The organism is Massilia solisilvae, assembly GCF_024753215.1.
GTDB lineage: Bacteria > Pseudomonadota > Gammaproteobacteria > Burkholderiales > Burkholderiaceae_D > Telluria > Telluria solisilvae.
The window spans coordinates 55,856-75,041 of record NZ_JANUGV010000008.1 but is presented as its reverse complement, the minus strand read 5'-3'; the positions used below and the strand labels follow the sequence as shown (position 1 = coordinate 75,041).

The window sequence follows — 19,186 nt, the reverse complement described above, 5'->3', positions numbered from 1 at the left end:
GCGCGGCGGTCAGAAGTCGAGCTCGGCTTCCAGGTGCTGGCCGACCCGCAGCACGCCCTGGGCGCCGGCGACCACGATGCAGTTCATGCCAAGGCAGACCGCACCTTCCATGCGCGGGTTGGCGCGGTAGGTGAGCAGGATATCGAGCGGGTCCGGCCCGGCGATGCCGGTGGCCTGGTCGATCGACGGGATCGGGCAGCGCGCGCAGGGCTTGACCGGCTTGATGACGAGGCCGCCGGCGTCGAGCGACGCGAGGAAGTCCTCGTCGTACGGCTCGATGCCATCGACCACGAGATTGGGACGAAAGCGGTTCATCGGCAACGGCGCGCGCCCCGCCGCCGCCATGCGCGCGTTCAGGTCCGCCAGCGATGCGGCGCCGATCAGGAGCAGCGGGTAGCCGTCGGCGAAACGGGTTTGCGCCGGCACGCCGCCGGTCCATTTGGTGCTGGTGGGGCGCACCACGTCGCGCCGGAAGCGCACCAGCCGGCAGGGGCTGCCCAGCACCTGCGAGAACCAGGCCGCGGCCGCGTCGCCGCAGTCGGCGGCCGTGACCGCGTCGTCCCAGATCCGCACCGGCACCGGCGCGCCGTCCGGATCGTCCAGGCCAAGCACCAGCCGGGGTGCGCCCGGCGCGCTCACGTAGAGCTGCCTGCCGTCCGGCCGCGGCGTCACCAGCGCCATGCGCGGATGCTCGCGCTGGGTCATGAACTGGCCATCGGCAGACACCACCATCCACTCGCGGTCGTGCACGCCGTTCGCGAACAGGCCGGCATCGGTGACCACGGCCTCCCGCACCGGCATGCCGGCGCAAGACTTGATCGGATACAGGGTCAGTTCGGAAAGGATCGCCATCGCAGGTCTCTCGGATTTGAGGCCGACAGTATGGCACCAAACCAGCGGCCCTGCTGAAAGCTTTGCCAATCCCACAAAAGGCGCGTACACTCCGGCCCGATCACCGCAAGGTGACACAACGCTAGGGGTCCTGCGCGCCGTGACAGCGGCACGCGGGTGAGAAATACCCTCCGAACCTGATCTGGATAATGCCAGCGAAGGGAAGCTACTGGGCACCAGGGCCGTCTGCGCACGCCTGTGTTCCCGCACTCCCCCGTTGGCCCGTGCAGTTCAGCCACCAAACCGGGAGTGAACATTGAACGCCGAGCCTCAATTCCTGTCCGCCACCGCCGCCGTCGATGCCGCGGCCGTGGCGCCCCTGCCCAATTCGCGCAAGGTCTACATCGAAGGCAGCCGCCCCGACCTGCGGGTGCCGATGCGCGAGATCCGCCAGGCCGACACCGCCGCGGCCTTCGGCGGCGAGCCCAATCCGCCGATCTACGTGTACGACACCTCCGGCCCGTACACCGACCCGGCGGCCAGCATCGACATCCGCCGCGGCCTTGGCTGCCCGCGCACGCCGTGGATCGCCGAGCGCGGCGACACCGAGGAGCTGCCCGGTCCCAGTTCCGCCTACGGCATCGGGCGCCTGAACGACCCGAAGCTGGCCGCGCTGCGCTTCGACCTGCAGCGCAAGCCGCGCCGCGCCCGGGCCGGGCGCAACGTCACGCAAATGCACTACGCGCGCCAGGGCATCATCACGCCTGAGATGGAATTCGTCGCGCTGCGTGAAAACCTGCGCCGCAAGCAATACCTGGCCAGCCTGGAAGCGGCCGGCCCGACCGGCAAGCGCATGGCGCAGATGTTGGGGCGCCAGCACCCTGGGCAGTCGTTCGGCGCCGCGATCCCGGCCGAGATCACGCCCGAATTCGTGCGCTCGGAGGTCGCGCGCGGGCGCGCGATCATCCCCGCCAACATCAACCACCCCGAGAGCGAGCCGATGATCATCGGCCGCAATTTCCTGGTCAAGGTGAACGCGAACATCGGCAATTCGGCGGTCACCTCGTCGATCGGCGAGGAGGTCGAGAAAATGACCTGGGCCATCCGCTGGGGCGGCGACACCGTGATGGACCTGTCCACCGGCAAGCACATCCACGAAACGCGCGAGTGGATCATCCGCAACAGCCCGGTCCCGATCGGCACCGTGCCGCTGTACCAGGCGCTGGAAAAGGTCAACGGCAAGGCCGAAGACCTGACCTGGGAGATCTACCGCGACACGCTGATCGAGCAGGCCGAACAGGGCGTCGACTACTTCACCATCCACGCCGGCGTGCTGCTGCGCTACGTTCCCATGACGGCCAGCCGCCTGACCGGCATCGTCTCGCGCGGCGGCTCGATCATGGCCAAGTGGTGCCTGGCGCACCACAAGGAGTCGTTCCTGTACACGCGCTTTGAAGAGATCTGCGAGATCATGAAGGCCTACGACGTGGCGTTCAGCCTGGGCGACGGGCTGCGCCCGGGCTCGATCTACGACGCCAACGACGAGGCCCAGCTGGCCGAGCTCAGGACGCTGGGCGAGCTGACCCAGGTCGCGTGGAAGCACGACGTGCAGGTGATGATCGAGGGCCCGGGACACGTGCCGCTGCACATGATCAAGGAGAACATGGACCTGCAGCTGGAGCAGTGCCACGAAGCGCCGTTCTATACGCTCGGACCGCTGACCACCGACATCGCGCCCGGCTACGACCACATCACCTCGGGCATTGGCGCGGCCACCATCGGCTGGTACGGCACCGCCATGCTGTGCTACGTGACGCCGAAAGAGCACCTGGGCCTGCCGGACAAGAGCGACGTCAAGGACGGCATCATCACCTACAAGCTGGCTGCGCACGCGGCCGACCTGGCCAAGGGCCACCCTGGCGCGCAGATCCGCGACAACGCGCTGTCCAAGGCGCGCTTCGAGTTCCGCTGGGAGGACCAGTTCAACCTGGGCCTGGACCCGGACAAGGCGCGCGAATTCCACGACGAGACGCTGCCCAAGGAGTCGGCCAAGGTGGCCCACTTCTGCTCGATGTGCGGCCCGCACTTCTGCTCCATGAAGATCACCCAGGAGGTGCGCGACTTCGCGGCCAGCCAGGGCATTGCCGAGGACGCGGCGCTGGCGCAGGGAATGGAAGTGAAGGCCGTGGAATTCGTCAAGCGCGGCGCCGAGCTCTATCACAAGCAGTAGGCCGCCCATGCCCGACATCGAACTCAATGGCGCGCCACACCGGCTTGCCGGCGCCACCCTGCTCGACCTGGCCGAATCGCTCGGCGTGGCCGACCAGATGGTGGCGCTGGCCGTGAACCGCAACGTGGTGCCGCGCAGCCGCTGGCACGCATGCACGCTCGAGGACCGCGACAAAGTGGAGCTGGTGCGCGCCATCGGCGGCGGCTGATCGCAGGGTGGGCAGCTCGTCTGCCCACCCTGCCAATTCGAAACTGGAGAGATCACATGAAACACGAAGACAAACCCCTCATCATCGCCGGCAAACAGTATGCATCGCGCCTCCTGGTCGGCAGCGGCAAGTACCGCGACCTGGAACAGACGCGCGAAGCCACCGAGGCCGCCGGCGCCGAGATCATCACGGTGGCGATCCGCCGCGTGAACATCGGCCAGGACCCGAACGAGCCAAGCCTGCTCGACGTGGTGCCGCCAAGCCGCTACACGATCCTGCCCAACACCGCCGGCTGCTACACCGCCAAGGACGCCGTCTACACGCTGCAACTGGCGCGCGAACTGCTGGGCGGGCACAAGCTCGTCAAGCTCGAGGTGCTGGGCGACGAGAAGACGCTGTTCCCCAACATGCCCGAGACCATCGCCGCCGCCGAAACATTGGTGCGCGACGGCTTCGACGTGATGGTGTACTGCAGCGACGACCCGATCCAGGCGCGCATCCTCGCACAGATCGGCTGCGTGGCCGTGATGCCGCTGGCCTCCCTGATCGGCTCGGGCATGGGCATCCTGAACCCATGGAACCTGTCCCTGATCATCGAGCAGGCCACGGTGCCGGTGCTGGTTGACGCCGGCGTGGGCACCGCCTCGGATGCCGCAATCGCCATGGAACTGGGCTGCGACGGCGTGCTGATGAATAGTGCGATCGCGCTGGCGCGGGACCCGGTGCGCATGGCGCGGGCCATGCGCCTTGCCGTCGAGGCCGGGCGCGAGGCCTTCCTGGCCGGCCGCATGGCGCGCCGCTTCGCCGCCTCGCCATCTTCGCCGATGGCCGGGCGCGTGGCATGACGGCCACGGCGCGGCCGTCGGTGCTGGTATTTGCCGGGCTCGATCCGTCCGGCGGCGCGGGCATCGCGGCCGACATAGAGGCCATCGCGGCCCAGGGCGCGCACGCGCTGCCGGTAGTGACCGCGCTCACCGTGCAGGATAACAACCGCGTGCACGGCGTCGAGCCGATCGACCCCGCCCTGCTGCTGCGCCAGGCGCAGGCGCTGGCGCAGGCGGTGCAAATCCGGGCCGTCAAGCTCGGCATTCCGGGCAGCGGCGCCAATGCCGCGGCGATCGCGCAAGTGATCACGCGGCTGCGCGCCGCGGACCCGTTGCTGCCGGTGGTGCTGGACCCGGTGCTGGCCAGTGGCCACGGGGACGCGCTGGCCCGCGGCGACGCCGTGGCCGCGCTGCGCCCGCTGCTGGCACTGGCGACGCTGGTCGTGCCCAACCTGCCGGAAGCGCAGGCGCTCGGGCCGGTCGCGTGGCCGCGTCGCCTCGTCACCGGGGGCCATGCCGACGGCGCACGCGTCGTCAACCGCTGGCACGGCCCGCATGGCACACGCGAATGGTCTTGGCCGCGCCTGCCGGGACAGTTTCACGGCAGCGGCTGCACGCTGGCCGCAGCGATCGCCGGCCAGCTGGCACTGGGCCGGCCGATGGAAATGGCGCTCGACCTGGCGCAGCGCTACTGCCACCGGGCGCTCGAACAGGCCTATGCCATCGCGCCCGGCCAGCTCATCCCCAACCGACACCCATGGACTGAAAGGACCGCATGATGCGAGGCCTGTATCTCGTCACCCCGAACTGGGACGATACCGCGCGGCTGCTGGACTGCACCGGCCGTGCCCTGCAGGGCGGCGCCGCGCTGGTGCAGTACCGTCACAAACACGCGAACGCGCCGCTGCGGCTGGAACAGGCTGCGGCACTGCTGGAACTGTGCCGCAGCCATGGCGTGCCGCTCGTGATCAATGACCACGCGGCGCTGTGCCGCCAGATCGGCGCCGACGGCGTGCACGTGGGCGGCACCGACGACAAGGTCGAGCACGTGCGCGCGCTGCTGGGGCCGGGCAAGATCGTCGGCGCCTCCTGCTACGGCGAGCTTGGCCTGGCGCGGGCGGCACGGCAGGCGGGCGCGAGCTACGTTGCCTTCGGCGGCTTCTATCCGTCGGCGGTCAAGAAGTATCCGGTGACCACCGAACCGTCGATCGTCGAGCAGGCGAGGGCGGCGCTGGACCTGCCGGTCGTCGTCATCGGCGGCATGACTGCCGAGAACGCGGCGCCGCTGGTGCAGCGCGGCGCGGACATGGTGGCCGCCATCAGCAGCGTCTACCTTGCAGATGATCCCGCCGCCGCGGCAAGGGCATTGCAGGCGCTGTTCTAACGTCCCTCTGCTTGCGCGCGTTCGGCCGCCACGCGCTTGTCGAAAGCGCGTGCCGACGCTTCCGCCAGCGCCTTGCAGCCGCCCGCTTGCACGAAGGTGTTGTGGCCGAGCGTGCGCGCGGCCAGCTTCTCGAAGGTGTCGGTAAAGCCTGGATGCGTGGAGACGACCACGTCGCACGGCAGCGCGCCGAGCTTGGCGATACTGGCGCGGAACGATGCCGAGATGTCCGGGTGGTCAGCGTCGCCGGTGAAGTGGAAACCGTCGGTGGAGACGGCGGTCAGGCTGTCGGCGTACACCATGTTGCGGCACACCTTGTCCTCGCACGACTGCCAGGTCCAGGCCGTGGAACCGGGCGTGTGGCCCGGGGTCAGGTGCGCGGTCAGCGTGAGCGGTCCCACTGTCACCTTTTCTCCGTCCGCCACCACCTTGATGTGGTCGATCTTCGGCACGCGCACCGTTTCCCGCGGGTCGTACTGCGGATCGCCGGGCACGTTGTCCCCGGCGGCCAATTCCTTCGCGCTCCAGGCGCTGGCCGCCACCTGGGCCCCGCTGGCACGCTGCAGCGCCGCGATGCCGCCGGAGTGGTCCCAGTGCGAATGCGAATTGAGGATCAGCTTGACGTCCTCGATGCGAAAGCCGAGCGACTCGATGTTCTTGCGGATCTGCGCGGCCGACTGCGGCAGCGCGCCGTCGAGCAGCACGTGGCCCTGCGGGCCGGTCACCAGCAGCGACGACAGCCCGGCCGTGCCGACGTACCAGGTATTGCCGTACACCTTGAACGGCGCCACCGGCTTGTTCCATTCCTCGCACGAGCCGCAGTGCACCTCGTCCTGCGCCCATGCCGCTCCGGCCGCCAGCAGCCCCAACACCAGCACACTCCATGCTTTCATCGATCGTCTCCGGGTTTTCACGTTGTAAGGCGCACATCATAATTCAACAATGTGCGCTTGGCGTCGCGCTCGTTGATTCAGGTCAGACGGATCAAGACGCCGAGTGGAACGATATGGGAATGCGCTACTTCGTCACCGGCGGCACCGGCTTCATCGGCAAGCGCCTGATCCGCACCCTGCTCGCCTCGCCCGGCAACCAGGTCTGGTTCCTGGTGCGCGCGCAAAGCCGCGAGCGGCTGCCTGCGCTGTTCGCGTTCTGGAACGCCGATGCGTCACGCGCGGTGCCGGTGTTCGGCGACATTCTCCAGCCCGGGCTGGGCATCGAGCCGGCGCAGCGCGAGGCGCTGGTGGGCCACCTCGACCACTTCTTTCACCTGGCCGCCATCTACGACTTGCGGGCCGGCGCGGCGGAGCAGGTGGCGGCCAACGTGGGCGGCACGCGCAATGCCGTGGCGCTGGCCAACGCGCTGCGGCCCGGCTGCTTTCATCACATGAGCTCCATCGCCGTGGCCGGCATGTTCGAAGGCGTCTTTCGCGAAGACATGTTCGACGAGGCGGAAAACCTGTGGCATCCCTACTTCGCCACCAAGCACGAATCCGAACAGGTCGTGCGCGCCGAATGCAAGGTACCGTGGCGCGTGTACCGGCCGGGCCTGGTGGTGGGCGACTCGCGCACCGGCGAAACCGACAAGATCGACGGTCCGTACTACTTCTTCAAGCTGATCCAGCGCGTGCGCGCGCTGCTGCCGCCGTGGATGCCGGTGGTCGGCATCGAAGGCGGTCGGATCAACATCGTGCCGGTCGATTTCGTGGTGCAGGCCATGCTCCACATCGCGCATCAGAGCGGGCTGGACGGCAAGGCCTTCCACCTCACCGATCCCGCACCGCGCCGGGTCGGCGACGCGCTCAACGTGTTCGCACGCGCCGCGCATGCGCCGCAAATGGGGCTGCGCGTGAACACGGCCCTGCTCGCGCTGCTGCCCGAGTGGCTGCGCAAGGGGCTCGCGTCGCTCAGCCCGGTCAAGCGCGCGCACGACGCGATCATGCAAGACCTTGGCCTGCCCGACGGCATCACCCAGCTGCTCAACTGGCCCACGCGCTTTGACAACCGCCAGGCGCAGGCGGCATTGGCCGGGAGCAGCATCGCCTGCCCGCCGCTGGAACAGTATGCCAATGCCGTCTGGGACTACTGGGAACGCCACCTCGACCCCGATCTGTTCATCGACCGCAGCCTGCGTGGCGCGGTGCAGGGCAAGGTGGTGCTGGTCACCGGCGGCACCTCCGGCATTGGCCTGGCCACCCTGCACCAGCTCGCGGACGCGGGCGCGGTCGGTCTCACCTGCGCGCGCGACGCGGCCGAGCTGGCCGCAACCGCCCAGGCCTTCGCCGCCAAAGGCTGGCAGCTGCACACCTACCAGGCCGACCTGTCGGACATCGCCGACTGCGAGCGTTTCGTGCAGGCGGTGCTGGCCGACCACGGCCACGTGGACATCCTCGTCAACAACGCCGGCCGTTCGATCCGGCGCCCGGTCGAGGCCAGCTACGAGCGCTTCCACGACCTGCAGCGCACCATGCAGCTGAACTACTTCGGCGCGGTGCGCGTGACCATGGGCCTGCTGCCGAGCATGGTGGCCCAGGGCGCGGGGCAGGTGATCAACATCTCCTCGATCGGGGTGCTGACCAACGCGCCGCGCTTTTCCGCCTACGTGGCCTCCAAGGCGGCGCTGGAAGCGTGGTCCGACTGCGCCGCCGCCGAGTACGCCGACCTCGGCATCAAGTTCACGACCATCAACATGCCGCTGGTGCGCACGCCGATGATCGCCCCCACCAGCGTCTACCGCGACGCGCCCGCGCTCACGCCCGACGAGGCGGCGCAGTTCGTGGTGCGCGCCATCGTCAGCAAGCCGGTGCGCATCACCACCGAGGTGGGCACGCTGGGCATGGCCATGCAGCTGGCCACGCCGCAGCTGTCGCGCATCGTGCTCAACACCGCGTACCGCCTGTCGCCCGACGGCGCGCCCGCGGCGGCGCAGGAGGCCTCGCCCGAGCTGCGCGCGATGCAGCACCTGCTGCGCGGCGTCCACCTGTAGCCCCATGGCGGCGCCCGGCGAAGCGCTGACGGCCGTCGATGCCGCGTGGCTGCGCATGGACCGGCCGACCAATCGGATGATGATCTGCGGCGTCATGCTGCTGGACGAGCGCATCGAGCTGTCCGCCTTCAGGCAACTCGTGCGCGAACGCATGCTGTGCTTCCACCGCCTGCGCCAGCGCGTGGCCGGTGCGCGTGCCACTCCGCGCTGGGAGCTCGACCCGCACTTCGACCTTGGCTGGCACGTACGCCACATGGCGCTGCCGGGCGCGGCGGGCGACGGATTGCAGGACGCGATGAGCGAACTGGTGAGCCGGCCGCTCGACCCCGGCAAGCCCATGTGGCAGTTCCACCTGGTCGACCTGCCGCATGGGAGCGCGATCGTGCTGCGCATCCACCACTGCTATGCGGACGGCTTCGCGCTGCTGCACGTGATCGATGCCATGCTCGACCCCGATCCCGCGCATCCGCGCGCGCCGCCGCGGGACGTGTCCGCGCCAGCGCCACAGCGCAGCGCGCTGGAACGCCTGCTCGGCCCGGTAACGTCGGCGGCGGGCGACGCCGTGCGCGCCTCTCTCGCGCTGGCCAGCGACGGCGCCTTTCTACTCGCGCACCCGCTGCGTGCGCTCGACCACGCGCGCTCCGGCGCCGACCTGTTGTACCAGGCGGGCCTGATCGCCGCCATGGCGCCGGACGCGGCCACGCGGCTCAAGGGGACGGTCGGCGTGGCCAAGCGCGTGGCATGGGCGCCGCCGCTGGCGCTGAGGGAAGTGAAGGCGGTGGCGGTGGCGCTTGGCTGCTCGGTGAACGACGTGCTGGTGTCGTGCGTGGCGGGGGCGCTGCGCGGCTACCTGCTGGACGCGGGCGACACGCTGGGCGGCGGCGGCATCCGCGCGCTGGTGCCGGTGAACCTGCGCCCGCCCGGCCCGCTGGTGGAACTGGGCAACCGCTTCGGCCTCGTGTTCCTCGACCTGCCGGTGGATGTGGACGATCCGGTGGCGCGCGTGCTCGAGGTGCACCGGCGCATGGACGCACTGAAGCAGTCGCGCCAGCCATGGGTTGCGCTGGGCATCCTGGCCGCGATGGGCGTCGCCCCCGAGCCGGTGCGCGAGCGCGTGCTCGACGTGCTGGCGGCCAACGCCAGCCTGGTGCTGACCAACGTGCACGGCCAGGACGAAGCGCGCTACCTGGCCGGCAAGCGCGTCGCGCGGCAGATGTTCTGGGTGCCGCAGGCGGGCGGCATCGGGGTCGGCGCGAGCATCCTGAGCTACAACGGGCAGGTCGGTTTCGGCCTGGTCGCGGACGCGCTGCGCGTGCCCGACCCGGCCGCGCTCGCGCAGCGCTTCGCCGGCGAATTCGAGCGCCTGGTGCTGGCCGCGCTACTGATGCCGTGGCCCGCGGAATCGTAGGGTGGGCAGGTTTCCTGCCCACGCGTTCAGACGGAGCATGCCTGGCCTGAACTGTCGCGCGGGAGCGGGTTCTGGTCGAAGCGTGGGCAGGAGAACCTGCCCACGCAACATAGCTGTTCGTACCAGCACGGCTCAGTTCGCACGCTCAATGGTGCCTTGGTTTTGCCGCGTGCTCCTGCGTTCCGGCCGGCTGGTGCATGGGCATGGCCGCCTCCATCGTTTGCCCCACGCTGCCGGCGATCCCGATCAGCACATCGCGCACCGTGCGCACCGCCAGGTTGCCGATTTCGCCGGCCGACTCGATCGCGCCCTCGATGCCGCGCTTGCCCACCTGCGCCGCGTTGCCGCCCGTTTCCTGCGCCGCCTCGACCGCCGCGTCGATCGCCTGCCGCGCCACCGTGCCCACGTCCGCGCCCAGCGAGGCGGCCACGCGGATCAGCGAGCGCAGCATTTCGAACGAGGCCGCCAGCACGTCGCCACCCACGTCATGCACGCCGGCGATCACGCCCTTGGCCACACTGCGCACGGCGATCGTCAACCCGGTGCCGACCTGCTCGCTGGCGCGGATCGTGCCCTCCACCACGTCGTGCACCACCTGCACCAGCTCGCCGCCGGCCGCGCCGCCGGTGCCCAGCGCGTCCGACACCGCCTTGCGCACCAGCGCAGTGATGTCGCCCTCGATGGAGTTCAGCGCCGACAGGCTCACCACCACGCCCTGCTGCACCTCGCGCGCGGTGGCGCCGCCATCGCGCTTCTTGTGCGCCGGCGCCTGCACGGCACTGTCTTGCGTCTCTGCTTTCGTATGCCTCGTTGCCATCGTCATCTCCTCGTGTCATGTCGGACTGCCTGTGCATAAGACAGCGCCCGCGCTTGCCCCTCCCGCCAGCGGCAAGGGAGAGACACTGATCCAGATCAAAGCCGCCCACGGGGCTGCGGCGCATCGTTCTCGACGAGCCGCCCGCTGCACGCGGCTTGCGCGCGCCGCCACCGCGCCTGGCCGCGCACCGGCACCCATCGAGAGGCTCGCATGCACAAGTTCTGGCTCGACAGCTACCCGCCCGGGATTCCCGCCGACGTGCAGGCGGACCGCTTCGGTTCCCTCAACGACATGTTCAGTTGGGTCTGCGCGCGCTACCGGCACCTGCCGGCCTTCACCAACCAGGGCACCACCATCCGCTGGGACCACGTGGACACCCTGTCGCGCAATTTCGCCGCCTTCCTGCAGGGGCTGGGCCTGGGCCGCGGCGAGCGCGTCGCGCTCATGATGCCCAACTTGTTGCAGTACCCGATCGCACTGCTGGGCGTGCTGCGTGCCGGCTGCGTGGTCGTCAACACCAACCCCATGTACACGCCGCGCGAGCTGCAATACCAGCTGGTGGACTCGGGCGCGAGCGCAATCGTGGTGCTCGACAATTTCGCGCACACGGTCGAGGATGTCATCGAGAACACCGACGTGCGCCACGTGGTCACCACCCGCGTCGGCGACATGCTGCCGTTCCCGAAGGCGCAGATCGTCAATCTGGTGGTCAAGCACGTGCGCCACATGGTGCCGCCGTGGCACATCAACGGCTCGGTGCCGTTCACCGCGGCGCTCGAACGCGGCGCCGGGCTGAAGCTCGAAGAGGCGGCGCCGCGCCTGCACGACCTGGCCTTCCTGCAGTACACCGGCGGCACCACCGGGGTGCCCAAGGGCGCCATGCTCACCCACGGCAACATGGTGGCCAACGTCGAGCAGACCGCGGCCTGGGTCGGGCCCGTGCTGGCCGAGGGCAAGGAAGTAGGCGTCATCCCGCTGCCGCTGTACCACGTGTTCGCGCTGACAGTGATGCTGGCCTGGTGCCGCATCGGCGCCCACATCGTGCTGGTCACCAACCCGCGCGACCTGCACAGTTTCATGCGCGAGCTGCGCCACGTGCGCTTCACCGCCCTGATCGGCGTGAACACGCTGTTCAACGCGCTGCTCAACGCGCCCGCGTTCGCGCATGTGGACACCAGCTCGCTGCGGCTGGCGGTGGCCGGCGGCATGGCGCTGCAGCGCTCCGTGGCCGAACGCTGGCAGCAGCGCTTCGGCATTCCGCTCATCGAAGGCTACGGGCTCACCGAAGCCTCGCCCATCGTGTGCGCCAACCCGCTCGACCTGAAGCACTACAGCGGAACTATCGGACTGCCGATCCCGTCAACCGAATGCGCGATCCTGGACGACGAGGGCCGCGCGCTGGCGCTGGGCGAACTGGGCGAGCTGGCCGTGCGCGGTCCGCAGGTCATGAAGGGCTACTGGAACATGCCCGAGGAAACGGCCCACGTGTTCGCGCCGGGCGGCTGGCTGCGCACCGGCGACATGGGCGTGATGAACCCGGACGGCACCATCAAGCTGGTGGACCGCAAGAAGGACATGATCATCGTTTCCGGCTTCAAGGTGTTCCCGAGCGAGGTGGAGGACGTGGTGGCACTGCATCCGGGCGTGTACGAGGTGGCGGCGATCAAGGCGGCGGACGAGCACTCCGACGAGGTGGTCAAGATCGTGGTGGTGCCCAAGGACGCCAGCCTCACCGCCGAGCAGCTGGTCGAGCATTGCAGGGCCAACCTGGCGCCCTACAAGGTGCCCAAGTACGTGGTGTTTCGCAGCGAACCGCTGCCCAAGTCGAACATCGGCAAGATCCTGCGGCGCGTCGTGGCCGAGGAGGAACGGGCCCGCATGGCGCCGGCGGCAACACCGGTGGCATGAGGCGGACATCATCCACGCAGCATTGGACTTTTGGGGGGAACGACATGGTCAGGAAAGCGAAGGAACCGGCAAACCCGGAACAGAACGCGCTGGTGGACGCGGTGTTCACCTCGGCCCAGCAAATCTGGGTGGCCGGGCTTGGCGCGTTTGCGCGCGCCCAGAAAGAAGGCAGCGAACTGTTCGACAAGCTGGTGCAGGAAGGCGGCGAGCTGCAAAAGCTGACCGAACGGCTCAAGCCCGACAAGGGCTATTCCCCGGGCGGCACCATCTCCAAGCTGGCCGAGAACGTGAGCCGCCAGGCGAGCGGCTCGTGGGACAAGCTTGAGAAGATCTTCGAGGACCGGGTGGCGCGCGCGCTGCGCAGCCTGGGCGTGCCATCGCACGATGACGTGGAAGCGCTGCAGCGCCAGGTGGAGGAGCTCAAGCAAATGGTGGCAACGCAGATGCAGGCGCCCAAGCCGGCCGCGCGCAAGACCGCCGCCAAAAGCGCCGCCAAGCCGCCCGGCAAGCCCGCGGCCAAGCTGGCGGCCAAGGGCGCGGCCCTGAAAGGCGGGGCGCGCGCGGCGGCCAAGCGCCAGGCACGGCCGGCCTCGCACTGACAGGCTGGCGCCGGCCGGCTCGACAAAGGCAAGCGATGGCCTGGGCCAAGTTTCCCTATCCCGACCCGGCGTACGTGTACACGCCCGCCAGGTTGAAACGGGCGTGGCCGCAACTGCACCTTGGCGACGCCGAGCCGTTTCCGCAGCTGCCGCAAGTGCTCGAGGCGTGGATCGCGTTTCACGCCGGCCAGTTCGAAGAGGCGGCGCACAAGGGGCTGGCCGCCGGTGTCGAGGGCTACGCGGCGGCGCACAAGGCGTCCTGCATCCATGCCGTGTACCTCGAAGGCGGCGTGCAGAAGCGGCGCGCCCGCTTGCTGGAAGTGGCGGAGCGCTGCGAGGAACAGCAGGAGCAGGAGCCGCGCAACCCGGCCGGCTTCTACTGGCACGCGGTCGCGCTGGGGCGCTACGCGCAGGACATCTCGGTGGCGGCCGCACTGGCGCAGGGTATTGCCGGCCGCGTGCGCCACAGCCTGGAGCGCACGCTCGAACTGGCGCCGCGCCATGCGGACGCCCACATCGCACTCGGCGTCTACCATGCCGAGATCATCGACAAGATCGGCGCGCTGGTCGCCAAACTGACCTACGGCGCCAGCCGCGACGCGGCCTTGCGCCACTTCCGCGCGGCGCTTGAGATCAATGTTCGCTCGGCAATCGCGCGCATCGAATACGCGAATGCCCTCATCATGCTCGATGGCGGCGACAAGGAGAACGAAGCTGCGCTGCTATGCCAGCAGGCCGCTTCGCTCGAGCCGCACGACGCGATGGAGAAGCTGGACATTGAACGCGCAAGAAAGAAACTCGAGCCATAGCGGCGGCTGGCGGCGTCACCTGCACGGATCGGACCTGCACGGCATCGGCCGCATCGGCCTGTCGGCCTTTGGCGCCGCGCTCGACCTGGTGGAAGACACGCACAAGGCGCTGGCCGGCAGGTGGCTGGCGCGCGGCCGGATCGGCAGCTTCGGCGCCGGCGCCTACGCGCGGGCGCGCCTGGCGCACGCGGTAGCCGGGCGCTGGGTGGACCGCTTGCTTGCGCCTGCCGTGCTGCCGGGACACCGGCCCTCCTCGCCCGAGCGCGAATCGGTACTGGCCGCGCTGAACGGCTTTTTTGGCGACCGGCTGGCCGACGGCGACAATCCGCTCGCCATTCCCATGCGCCTGCGCCGGCACGGCCAGGCGCTCGATTTGCAACGGCCAGCGCTGGCGCGTGAGATCCCGGGCGCCACCGGCAAGCTGCTGGTGCTGGTGCATGGCCTGTGCCGCTGCGACCTGCAATGGCGCCGCAACCACCACGACCACGGCGCGGCGCTCGAACGCGACCTCGGCTACACTGCGCTCTACCTGAGCTACAACACCGGCCGGCATATCTCGGTCAACGGGCGCGAGTTCGCCCAGGTGCTGGAACAGCTCGTGGCCAACTGGCCGGTCGAGGTCGAGGAAATCGCGCTCATCGGCCACAGCATGGGCGGGCTGGTCGCGCGCAGCGCCTGCCACTACGGCAAGAAGGCGCGCCACAGGTGGACCCGCAAGCTCAGGCACCTGGTGTTCCTCGGCACCCCGCACCACGGCGCCCCGCTGGAACGCAACGGCAACTGGCTCGTCGAAATGATTGGCCGGGCAGCCTTTGCCGCCCCGGTGACACAGGTGGCGCGCCTGCGCAGCGCCGGCATCACCGACCTACGCTACGGCAACCTGGTGGACGAGGACTGGCATGGCCGCGACCGCTTCGAGCAGGCCGACGACCGGCGCCCGGTGCCGCTGCCGCGCGGCGTGAAGTGCTACACCATCGCCGGCACCACCGGGCGGCGGCTGGGCGACATCCGCGACCGCTTCCTCGGCGACGGCGTGATCCCGCTCGACACCGCGCTCGGCCGCCACACCGACGCCCTGCGCACCCTGCGCTTTCCGGCCGCCCGGCAGTGGATCGCGTTCGGCATCCACCACCTCGACCTGCTCAGCCGCAGCGAGGTGTACGACAAGCTGAAGGAATGGCTGGCGCCGCGCGCAGCGGACACCTGACCGCTGCCGGCGCCCGTGTGCGTGATGCGGCCCGCGCGTTCAGTGGTGCGCCAGGTCGCGCAGCCGCTCCACGCCGACCGGCTCTTCCTTCAAGAGCGGCACGACAGCGAAACGCCGGGCATGCTGCCTTGCCACCGCATCGATCTCGCGCAGCTCATTATGCGCGCGCTGGCGCAGCAGCGGCGAGTCCGGATGCGCGGCGGCCACGCTGTTGTTGACGATCCACGCCCACGGCTCGATCCCCGCGCGCCGCAGATCCGATTGCAGGTTCGCCGCTTCGAGCACGGGCGTGGTTTCGGCAAGGGTGACGATGAGCACCTTGGTTTGCCTGGGGTCTTGCAGCTGCATCATCGGCGTCGTGTAGTGCACCCCGGTGTTGCCCATCTGGCGTGTCACTTCGCGGTGATAGGCGCCGGTGGCGTCCAGCAGCAACAGCGTGTGGCCGGTGGGCGCCGTATCCATCACCACGAACTTCCTGCCCGCCTCGCGGATGACGCGGGAGAACGCCTGGAACACGGCGATCTCTTCAGTGCACGGGGAGCGCAAGTCTTCCTCCAGCAGGGCACGTCCCTGGGCGTCGAGCCTGGCCCCCTTGGTTTCCATCACATGCTGGCGATAGCGCTGCGTCGCTGCATGCGGATCAATGCGACTGACGGTGAGGTTGGGCAGTGACCCGTCCAGGGTTTCCGCCAGATGCGCGGCCGGATCGGAAGTCGTCAGGTGCACGGGCAGCCCGCGCTGCGCCAGTTCCACCGCGACGGCGGCCGCCAGCGTGGTCTTGCCCACGCCGCCCTTCCCCATGAGCATGACCAGGCCATGTCCATCGCCGGCAATGTCATCGACCAGGGACGACAGGTTGGGCGCGTCGAGTTGGGGTGGCAGTGCCACGGCGGCCGGCGCGCTGGCGGGGGCAGTGTCCACCAGCAGGTGGCGCAGGGCGTCCAGGCCTACCAGGTTAAACGGCTTCAGGGCAATCTGGTCCCGGGGGAGCGGCTTGAGCACATCCGGCATGGCCGCAAGGGCTGTCTGCTCCAATCGGTGAATCGCGGCGGCCAGCGCATCGCGCTCGGCCTCGCTGGCGGGAAGAACGCCATTGATGACGAGGTACTGTTGCGAAATGCCGATGGCGGCCAGCTCTTCATGCGTCCGGGCCACCTCCCGCAGCGCCGCGCGCTGGGCACGCGCAACCAGCACCAGGCGGGTGCTCGACGGATCGGCCAGGGCGTCAACGGCCGCCTTGTATTGGACGCGCTGCTTTTCCAGCCCCGCCAGGGGGCCCAGGCACGAGGCATCGCCCTTGCCTTCCTCGAGGAACCCGCTCCACGCGCCGGGCAGTTGCAGCAGGCGGATCGTGTGGCCGGTGGGTGCGGTATCGAAGATGATGTGTTGGTAGCCTTCGGTCAGGGCCGAGTCGATCAGCAGCGCAGTGAACTCGTCGAAGGCGGCGATCTCGGTGGTGCAGGCGCCGGAAAGCTGTTCCTCGATGCCCTTGACCACCGGCTCCGGCAGCACGCCGCGCACCGGGCCGACGATGCGATCGCGATAGGCCTGCGCCGCCGCCTCCGGATCGATTTCAAGTGCGAACAAATTCGGTACGGCGGGGATCGCGGTGATCTTGTTGCCGATATCTTGCCCAAACACTTGGCCCACGTTCGAGGCCGGGTCCGTACTCACCAGCAGGACACGCTTGCCCTCGGCAGCCAGTTGCACGGCCGTCGCACAGGCGATCGAGGTCTTGCCGACGCCGCCCTTGCCAGTGAAGAAGAGATGGCGCGGCGCTTGATGCATGAAATGCATGGGTGCCAGCTCGCCAGAGGCCCGAATAGTCATCGTCAATCCTTCCCAAGTGATGCATTGGCCGCGCGGCCGTGTCGTTTACATGGTTCAATAGTACAACCGACCGTACCGCGGCAACCAGGAATATGCGGCACGGATTGGGGTGAGCGCCAGCCTTGGGCTCGCGCAAACCGATCAGCGGGACACAGGGATAACCTTGCTTCGTCTTGTCGCTCCGAGAGTGTCACGCACCGTTCATGAAGACCTGGCCCGCCTGGACGAAGCTGGCGCTTCCCGCCTACCTGCTGGCGTGGCTGTCGCCCTCGCTTTGCTTCCTGCTGTCCGACTTCAGGCTCGTCAGTGTCGAAAAGGTGCTGCTGACGCTGGCCTTCTTCTGCGTGTGGCACCTGGCCTTCGCCAGCTTCGAGCGCGCCGTGTACTACTCGGCCTTCTTCCTGCTTGTCCTGCTGCCGTTCGACCTGTTCTTCTTTTTGGTTTACCAGGAGCCTCCGGGCACGCCAGTGTTCCTGTCGATCAGCGACAGCAACCTGATCGAAGCGACGGACTTCATGCGCGGCCGCGCCACGAGCCTGCTGTGCTGCACGCTGTTTGCGGCCGGCATCTGGCTGATGACGGCACGGGCCGCGCGCCGCGGGTTGGGGCAGAACTGGCGCTGCTACCAGCGCGGCACACGCCGCGCCGCGCGCGCCGTCCTGGCCTTGCTGGCCGCCTTGATGCTGCAGTTTCCCGCCGCCCCGGCCGCCGAGCGCTTGCTGCTCGACTCCGGGCACGCCGGGCTGGCCGCGGCCGTCAAGAAGGCCGACGACGGCCTGTTTGCCCCGCTTGCCAACGTGCGCCCGATCTTCCCGCTTGGCCGCTTCATCTCGCTCGGCGAGTTCTGTCGCGAGAACACCTACCTGCGCCACGCCGAACAACAGCGCGCCTTGTTCCGTTACCACGCGCGCCAGCTCCACCCGCCGGCAGCCAGGCAAATCTACGTGCTGGTGATTGGAGAGACCGCGCGCGCCGACCGCTTCGTCCTGAACGGCTACACCCGTGGCCTGCCTTCCTTCCTCGCCCGGCAGGAAAACGTCATTCCGCTCCACGACATCATCACGCCGTTCACCTACACCAACCTCTCGGTGCCCACGATGCTCACGCCGCCGCTGCCGCAGGAGCAAGGGCGCGACCGCGCCAGGTCGCTGGTCAGCGCGTTCCGTGAAGCCGGCTTCAAGACCTACTGGATCTCGAACCAGCAGCCGATCGGCATGCGCGAAACCGAGGTCTCGCACTTTTCGCGCGAAGCCGACGAAGTCGTCTTCATGAACCTGTCGATCCGCACGATGCACATGGACGGCCTGTACGACGAACACTTGATCGAGCCGTTGGCCAAATTCCTCGCGCGGCATGAGCAGAAGCAGTTCTTCGTCCTGCACATGCTTGGCTCGCATGACTCGTACCAACGGCGCTATCCGCCTGCGTTCGACATCCTCCAGCCGTCGCTGCGTTCGCAGCACGATCCGGACCACCACGACCGGCGCAACAAGCTCGCTGTCGAGAATTCCTACGACAACGCGATGCACTACACCGACTACGTGCTGGCCCGCATCATCGAGACAGTCGGCCGGCAAGACGCCGTCTCGGCGCTGGTTTACGCTGCGGACCACGGCGAGACCCTGTTCGACGGCGACTGCGGGCGGTCCGGCCACGGCAGTTCAGGCCGGCAGGAATTCCCGGTCGCGGCCATGGCCTGGGTCTCGCACCAATACAAGGCGCAATGGCCGGCCCGTGTCGAACGGCTGGTGAAGAACGCGTCAGCGCCGATCACCACCGAAGCGATCCTGCCGACCATGCTCGACCTGGCCGCGATCGACACCACGCAGCTCGACCAGTCGCGCAGCCTGGCCAGCGCAGCGTTCCGGGCGCAGACGCGATGGGTGAACGCGCCCGAGCCGATCGACTGGGACAGCGCAACCACGCGTGGCGCCTGCCACTTGCTGGTGGCCGGCAAGCCCAAGGACAAGCTGCCTGCGCTCGCCGGCAGCGGCCATGGCCTGGGGAACCCGAAAGCGCGCTGAGCCTTGGCTTGCGCCGAAACACCCTGCATGCCCGAGACGCGGTTGCGCCTCAACCGGACCGGGCGACCCAGATAGAAGTTGACTAAAAGCTACGAGATTCATAGCTTTAGAGCAATTTTTTTGATAT

At 68.7% G+C, this 19,186-nt stretch carries 16 protein-coding genes and 1 riboswitch; of the genes, 12 read left to right on the top strand and 4 right to left on the bottom strand.

Going from position 1 to position 19,186, the window contains the following annotated elements; genetic code table 11:
• Positions 1-9: 9 nt before the first annotated feature.
• On the bottom strand, positions 10-852 hold the full coding sequence (locus tag NX773_RS21195; protein ID WP_258858255.1) for an MOSC domain-containing protein: 843 nt from the start codon (positions 850-852) through the stop codon (positions 10-12).
• 113 nt (positions 853-965) lie between these two features.
• Positions 966-1,072, top strand: a riboswitch (TPP riboswitch).
• Between the two features lie 75 nt (positions 1,073-1,147).
• Here NX773_RS21195 and thiC point away from each other — a divergent pair.
• Genes thiC through thiE form a run of 5 tightly spaced genes read left to right on the top strand, consistent with a single transcriptional unit; the run spans position 1,148 to position 5,477 of the window.
• Positions 1,148-3,061 carry a phosphomethylpyrimidine synthase ThiC gene (gene thiC / locus NX773_RS21190; RefSeq protein WP_258858254.1) on the top strand — a complete coding sequence of 638 codons (1,914 nt, stop codon included), beginning with the start codon at positions 1,148-1,150 and terminating at the stop codon, positions 3,059-3,061.
• A gap of 7 nt (positions 3,062-3,068) precedes the next feature.
• Positions 3,069-3,269, top strand: coding sequence for a sulfur carrier protein ThiS (gene thiS, locus NX773_RS21185; protein ID WP_258858253.1), 201 nt, complete (start codon positions 3,069-3,071; stop codon positions 3,267-3,269).
• A 56-nt stretch (positions 3,270-3,325) separates the two neighbouring features.
• Positions 3,326-4,114, top strand: coding sequence for a thiazole synthase (locus NX773_RS21180; RefSeq protein ID WP_258858252.1), 789 nt, complete (start codon positions 3,326-3,328; stop codon positions 4,112-4,114).
• Positions 4,111-4,872 (top strand): bifunctional hydroxymethylpyrimidine kinase/phosphomethylpyrimidine kinase, encoded by a 762-nt coding sequence (gene thiD / locus NX773_RS21175; RefSeq protein WP_258858251.1) that lies wholly within the window; start codon positions 4,111-4,113, stop codon positions 4,870-4,872. Before NX773_RS21180 ends, thiD begins: the two co-directional genes overlap by 4 nt.
• Complete coding sequence (gene thiE, locus NX773_RS21170) at positions 4,872-5,477, top strand: thiamine phosphate synthase (protein WP_258858332.1); 606 nt, start codon at positions 4,872-4,874, stop codon at positions 5,475-5,477. The genes thiD and thiE overlap by 1 nt, the downstream gene beginning before the upstream one ends.
• On the opposite strand, the gene bla is transcribed toward thiE, so the two are convergent.
• Positions 5,474-6,367, bottom strand: coding sequence for a subclass B3 metallo-beta-lactamase (bla, locus tag NX773_RS21165; protein ID WP_258858250.1), 894 nt, complete (start codon positions 6,365-6,367; stop codon positions 5,474-5,476). The two genes, thiE and bla, sit on opposite strands and share 4 nt — an antisense overlap.
• A 119-nt stretch (positions 6,368-6,486) precedes the next feature.
• Between bla and NX773_RS21160 the strand changes: the two genes are divergently transcribed.
• Positions 6,487-8,457 (top strand): SDR family oxidoreductase, encoded by a 1,971-nt coding sequence (locus NX773_RS21160; RefSeq protein ID WP_258858249.1) that lies wholly within the window; start codon positions 6,487-6,489, stop codon positions 8,455-8,457.
• 4 nt (positions 8,458-8,461) lie between these two features.
• On the top strand, positions 8,462-9,865 hold the full coding sequence (locus NX773_RS21155) for a wax ester/triacylglycerol synthase family O-acyltransferase (RefSeq protein WP_258858248.1): 1,404 nt from the start codon (positions 8,462-8,464) through the stop codon (positions 9,863-9,865).
• A 145-nt stretch (positions 9,866-10,010) separates the two neighbouring features.
• Here the strand turns inward: NX773_RS21155 and NX773_RS21150 are convergent, their stop codons facing one another.
• Complete coding sequence (locus NX773_RS21150) at positions 10,011-10,682, bottom strand: hypothetical protein (RefSeq protein ID WP_258858247.1); 672 nt, start codon at positions 10,680-10,682, stop codon at positions 10,011-10,013.
• Positions 10,683-10,892: 210 nt separating this feature from the next.
• Here NX773_RS21150 and NX773_RS21145 point away from each other — a divergent pair, with 210 nt between their 5' ends.
• The 4 genes from NX773_RS21145 to NX773_RS21130 are packed head-to-tail and all read left to right on the top strand — an operon-like array spanning position 10,893 to position 15,205.
• On the top strand, positions 10,893-12,590 hold the full coding sequence (locus NX773_RS21145) for an AMP-binding protein (protein WP_258858246.1): 1,698 nt from the start codon (positions 10,893-10,895) through the stop codon (positions 12,588-12,590).
• A gap of 44 nt (positions 12,591-12,634) precedes the next feature.
• The gene (locus NX773_RS21140; RefSeq protein WP_258858245.1) at positions 12,635-13,189 is read left to right on the top strand and encodes a phasin family protein; all 555 of its coding nucleotides are present in this window, start codon (positions 12,635-12,637) and stop codon (positions 13,187-13,189) included.
• A gap of 35 nt (positions 13,190-13,224) precedes the next feature.
• Positions 13,225-13,998 carry a tetratricopeptide repeat protein gene (locus tag NX773_RS21135; RefSeq protein ID WP_258858244.1) on the top strand — a complete coding sequence of 258 codons (774 nt, stop codon included), beginning with the start codon at positions 13,225-13,227 and terminating at the stop codon, positions 13,996-13,998.
• Positions 13,967-15,205: a PGAP1-like alpha/beta domain-containing protein gene (locus NX773_RS21130; RefSeq protein WP_258858243.1), complete on the top strand. Its 1,239-nt coding sequence runs from the start codon at positions 13,967-13,969 to the stop codon at positions 15,203-15,205. The genes NX773_RS21135 and NX773_RS21130 overlap by 32 nt, the downstream gene beginning before the upstream one ends.
• A gap of 39 nt (positions 15,206-15,244) precedes the next feature.
• On the opposite strand, the gene arsA is transcribed toward NX773_RS21130, so the two are convergent.
• Positions 15,245-17,002 carry an arsenical pump-driving ATPase gene (gene arsA / locus NX773_RS21125; RefSeq protein ID WP_258858331.1) on the bottom strand — a complete coding sequence of 586 codons (1,758 nt, stop codon included), beginning with the start codon at positions 17,000-17,002 and terminating at the stop codon, positions 15,245-15,247.
• 236 nt (positions 17,003-17,238) lie between these two features.
• On the opposite strand from arsA, the gene NX773_RS21120 reads away from it, so the two are divergent.
• Positions 17,239-19,059 (top strand): phosphoethanolamine transferase, encoded by a 1,821-nt coding sequence (locus NX773_RS21120; RefSeq protein WP_258858242.1) that lies wholly within the window; start codon positions 17,239-17,241, stop codon positions 19,057-19,059.
• Positions 19,060-19,186: the final 127 nt, after the last annotated feature.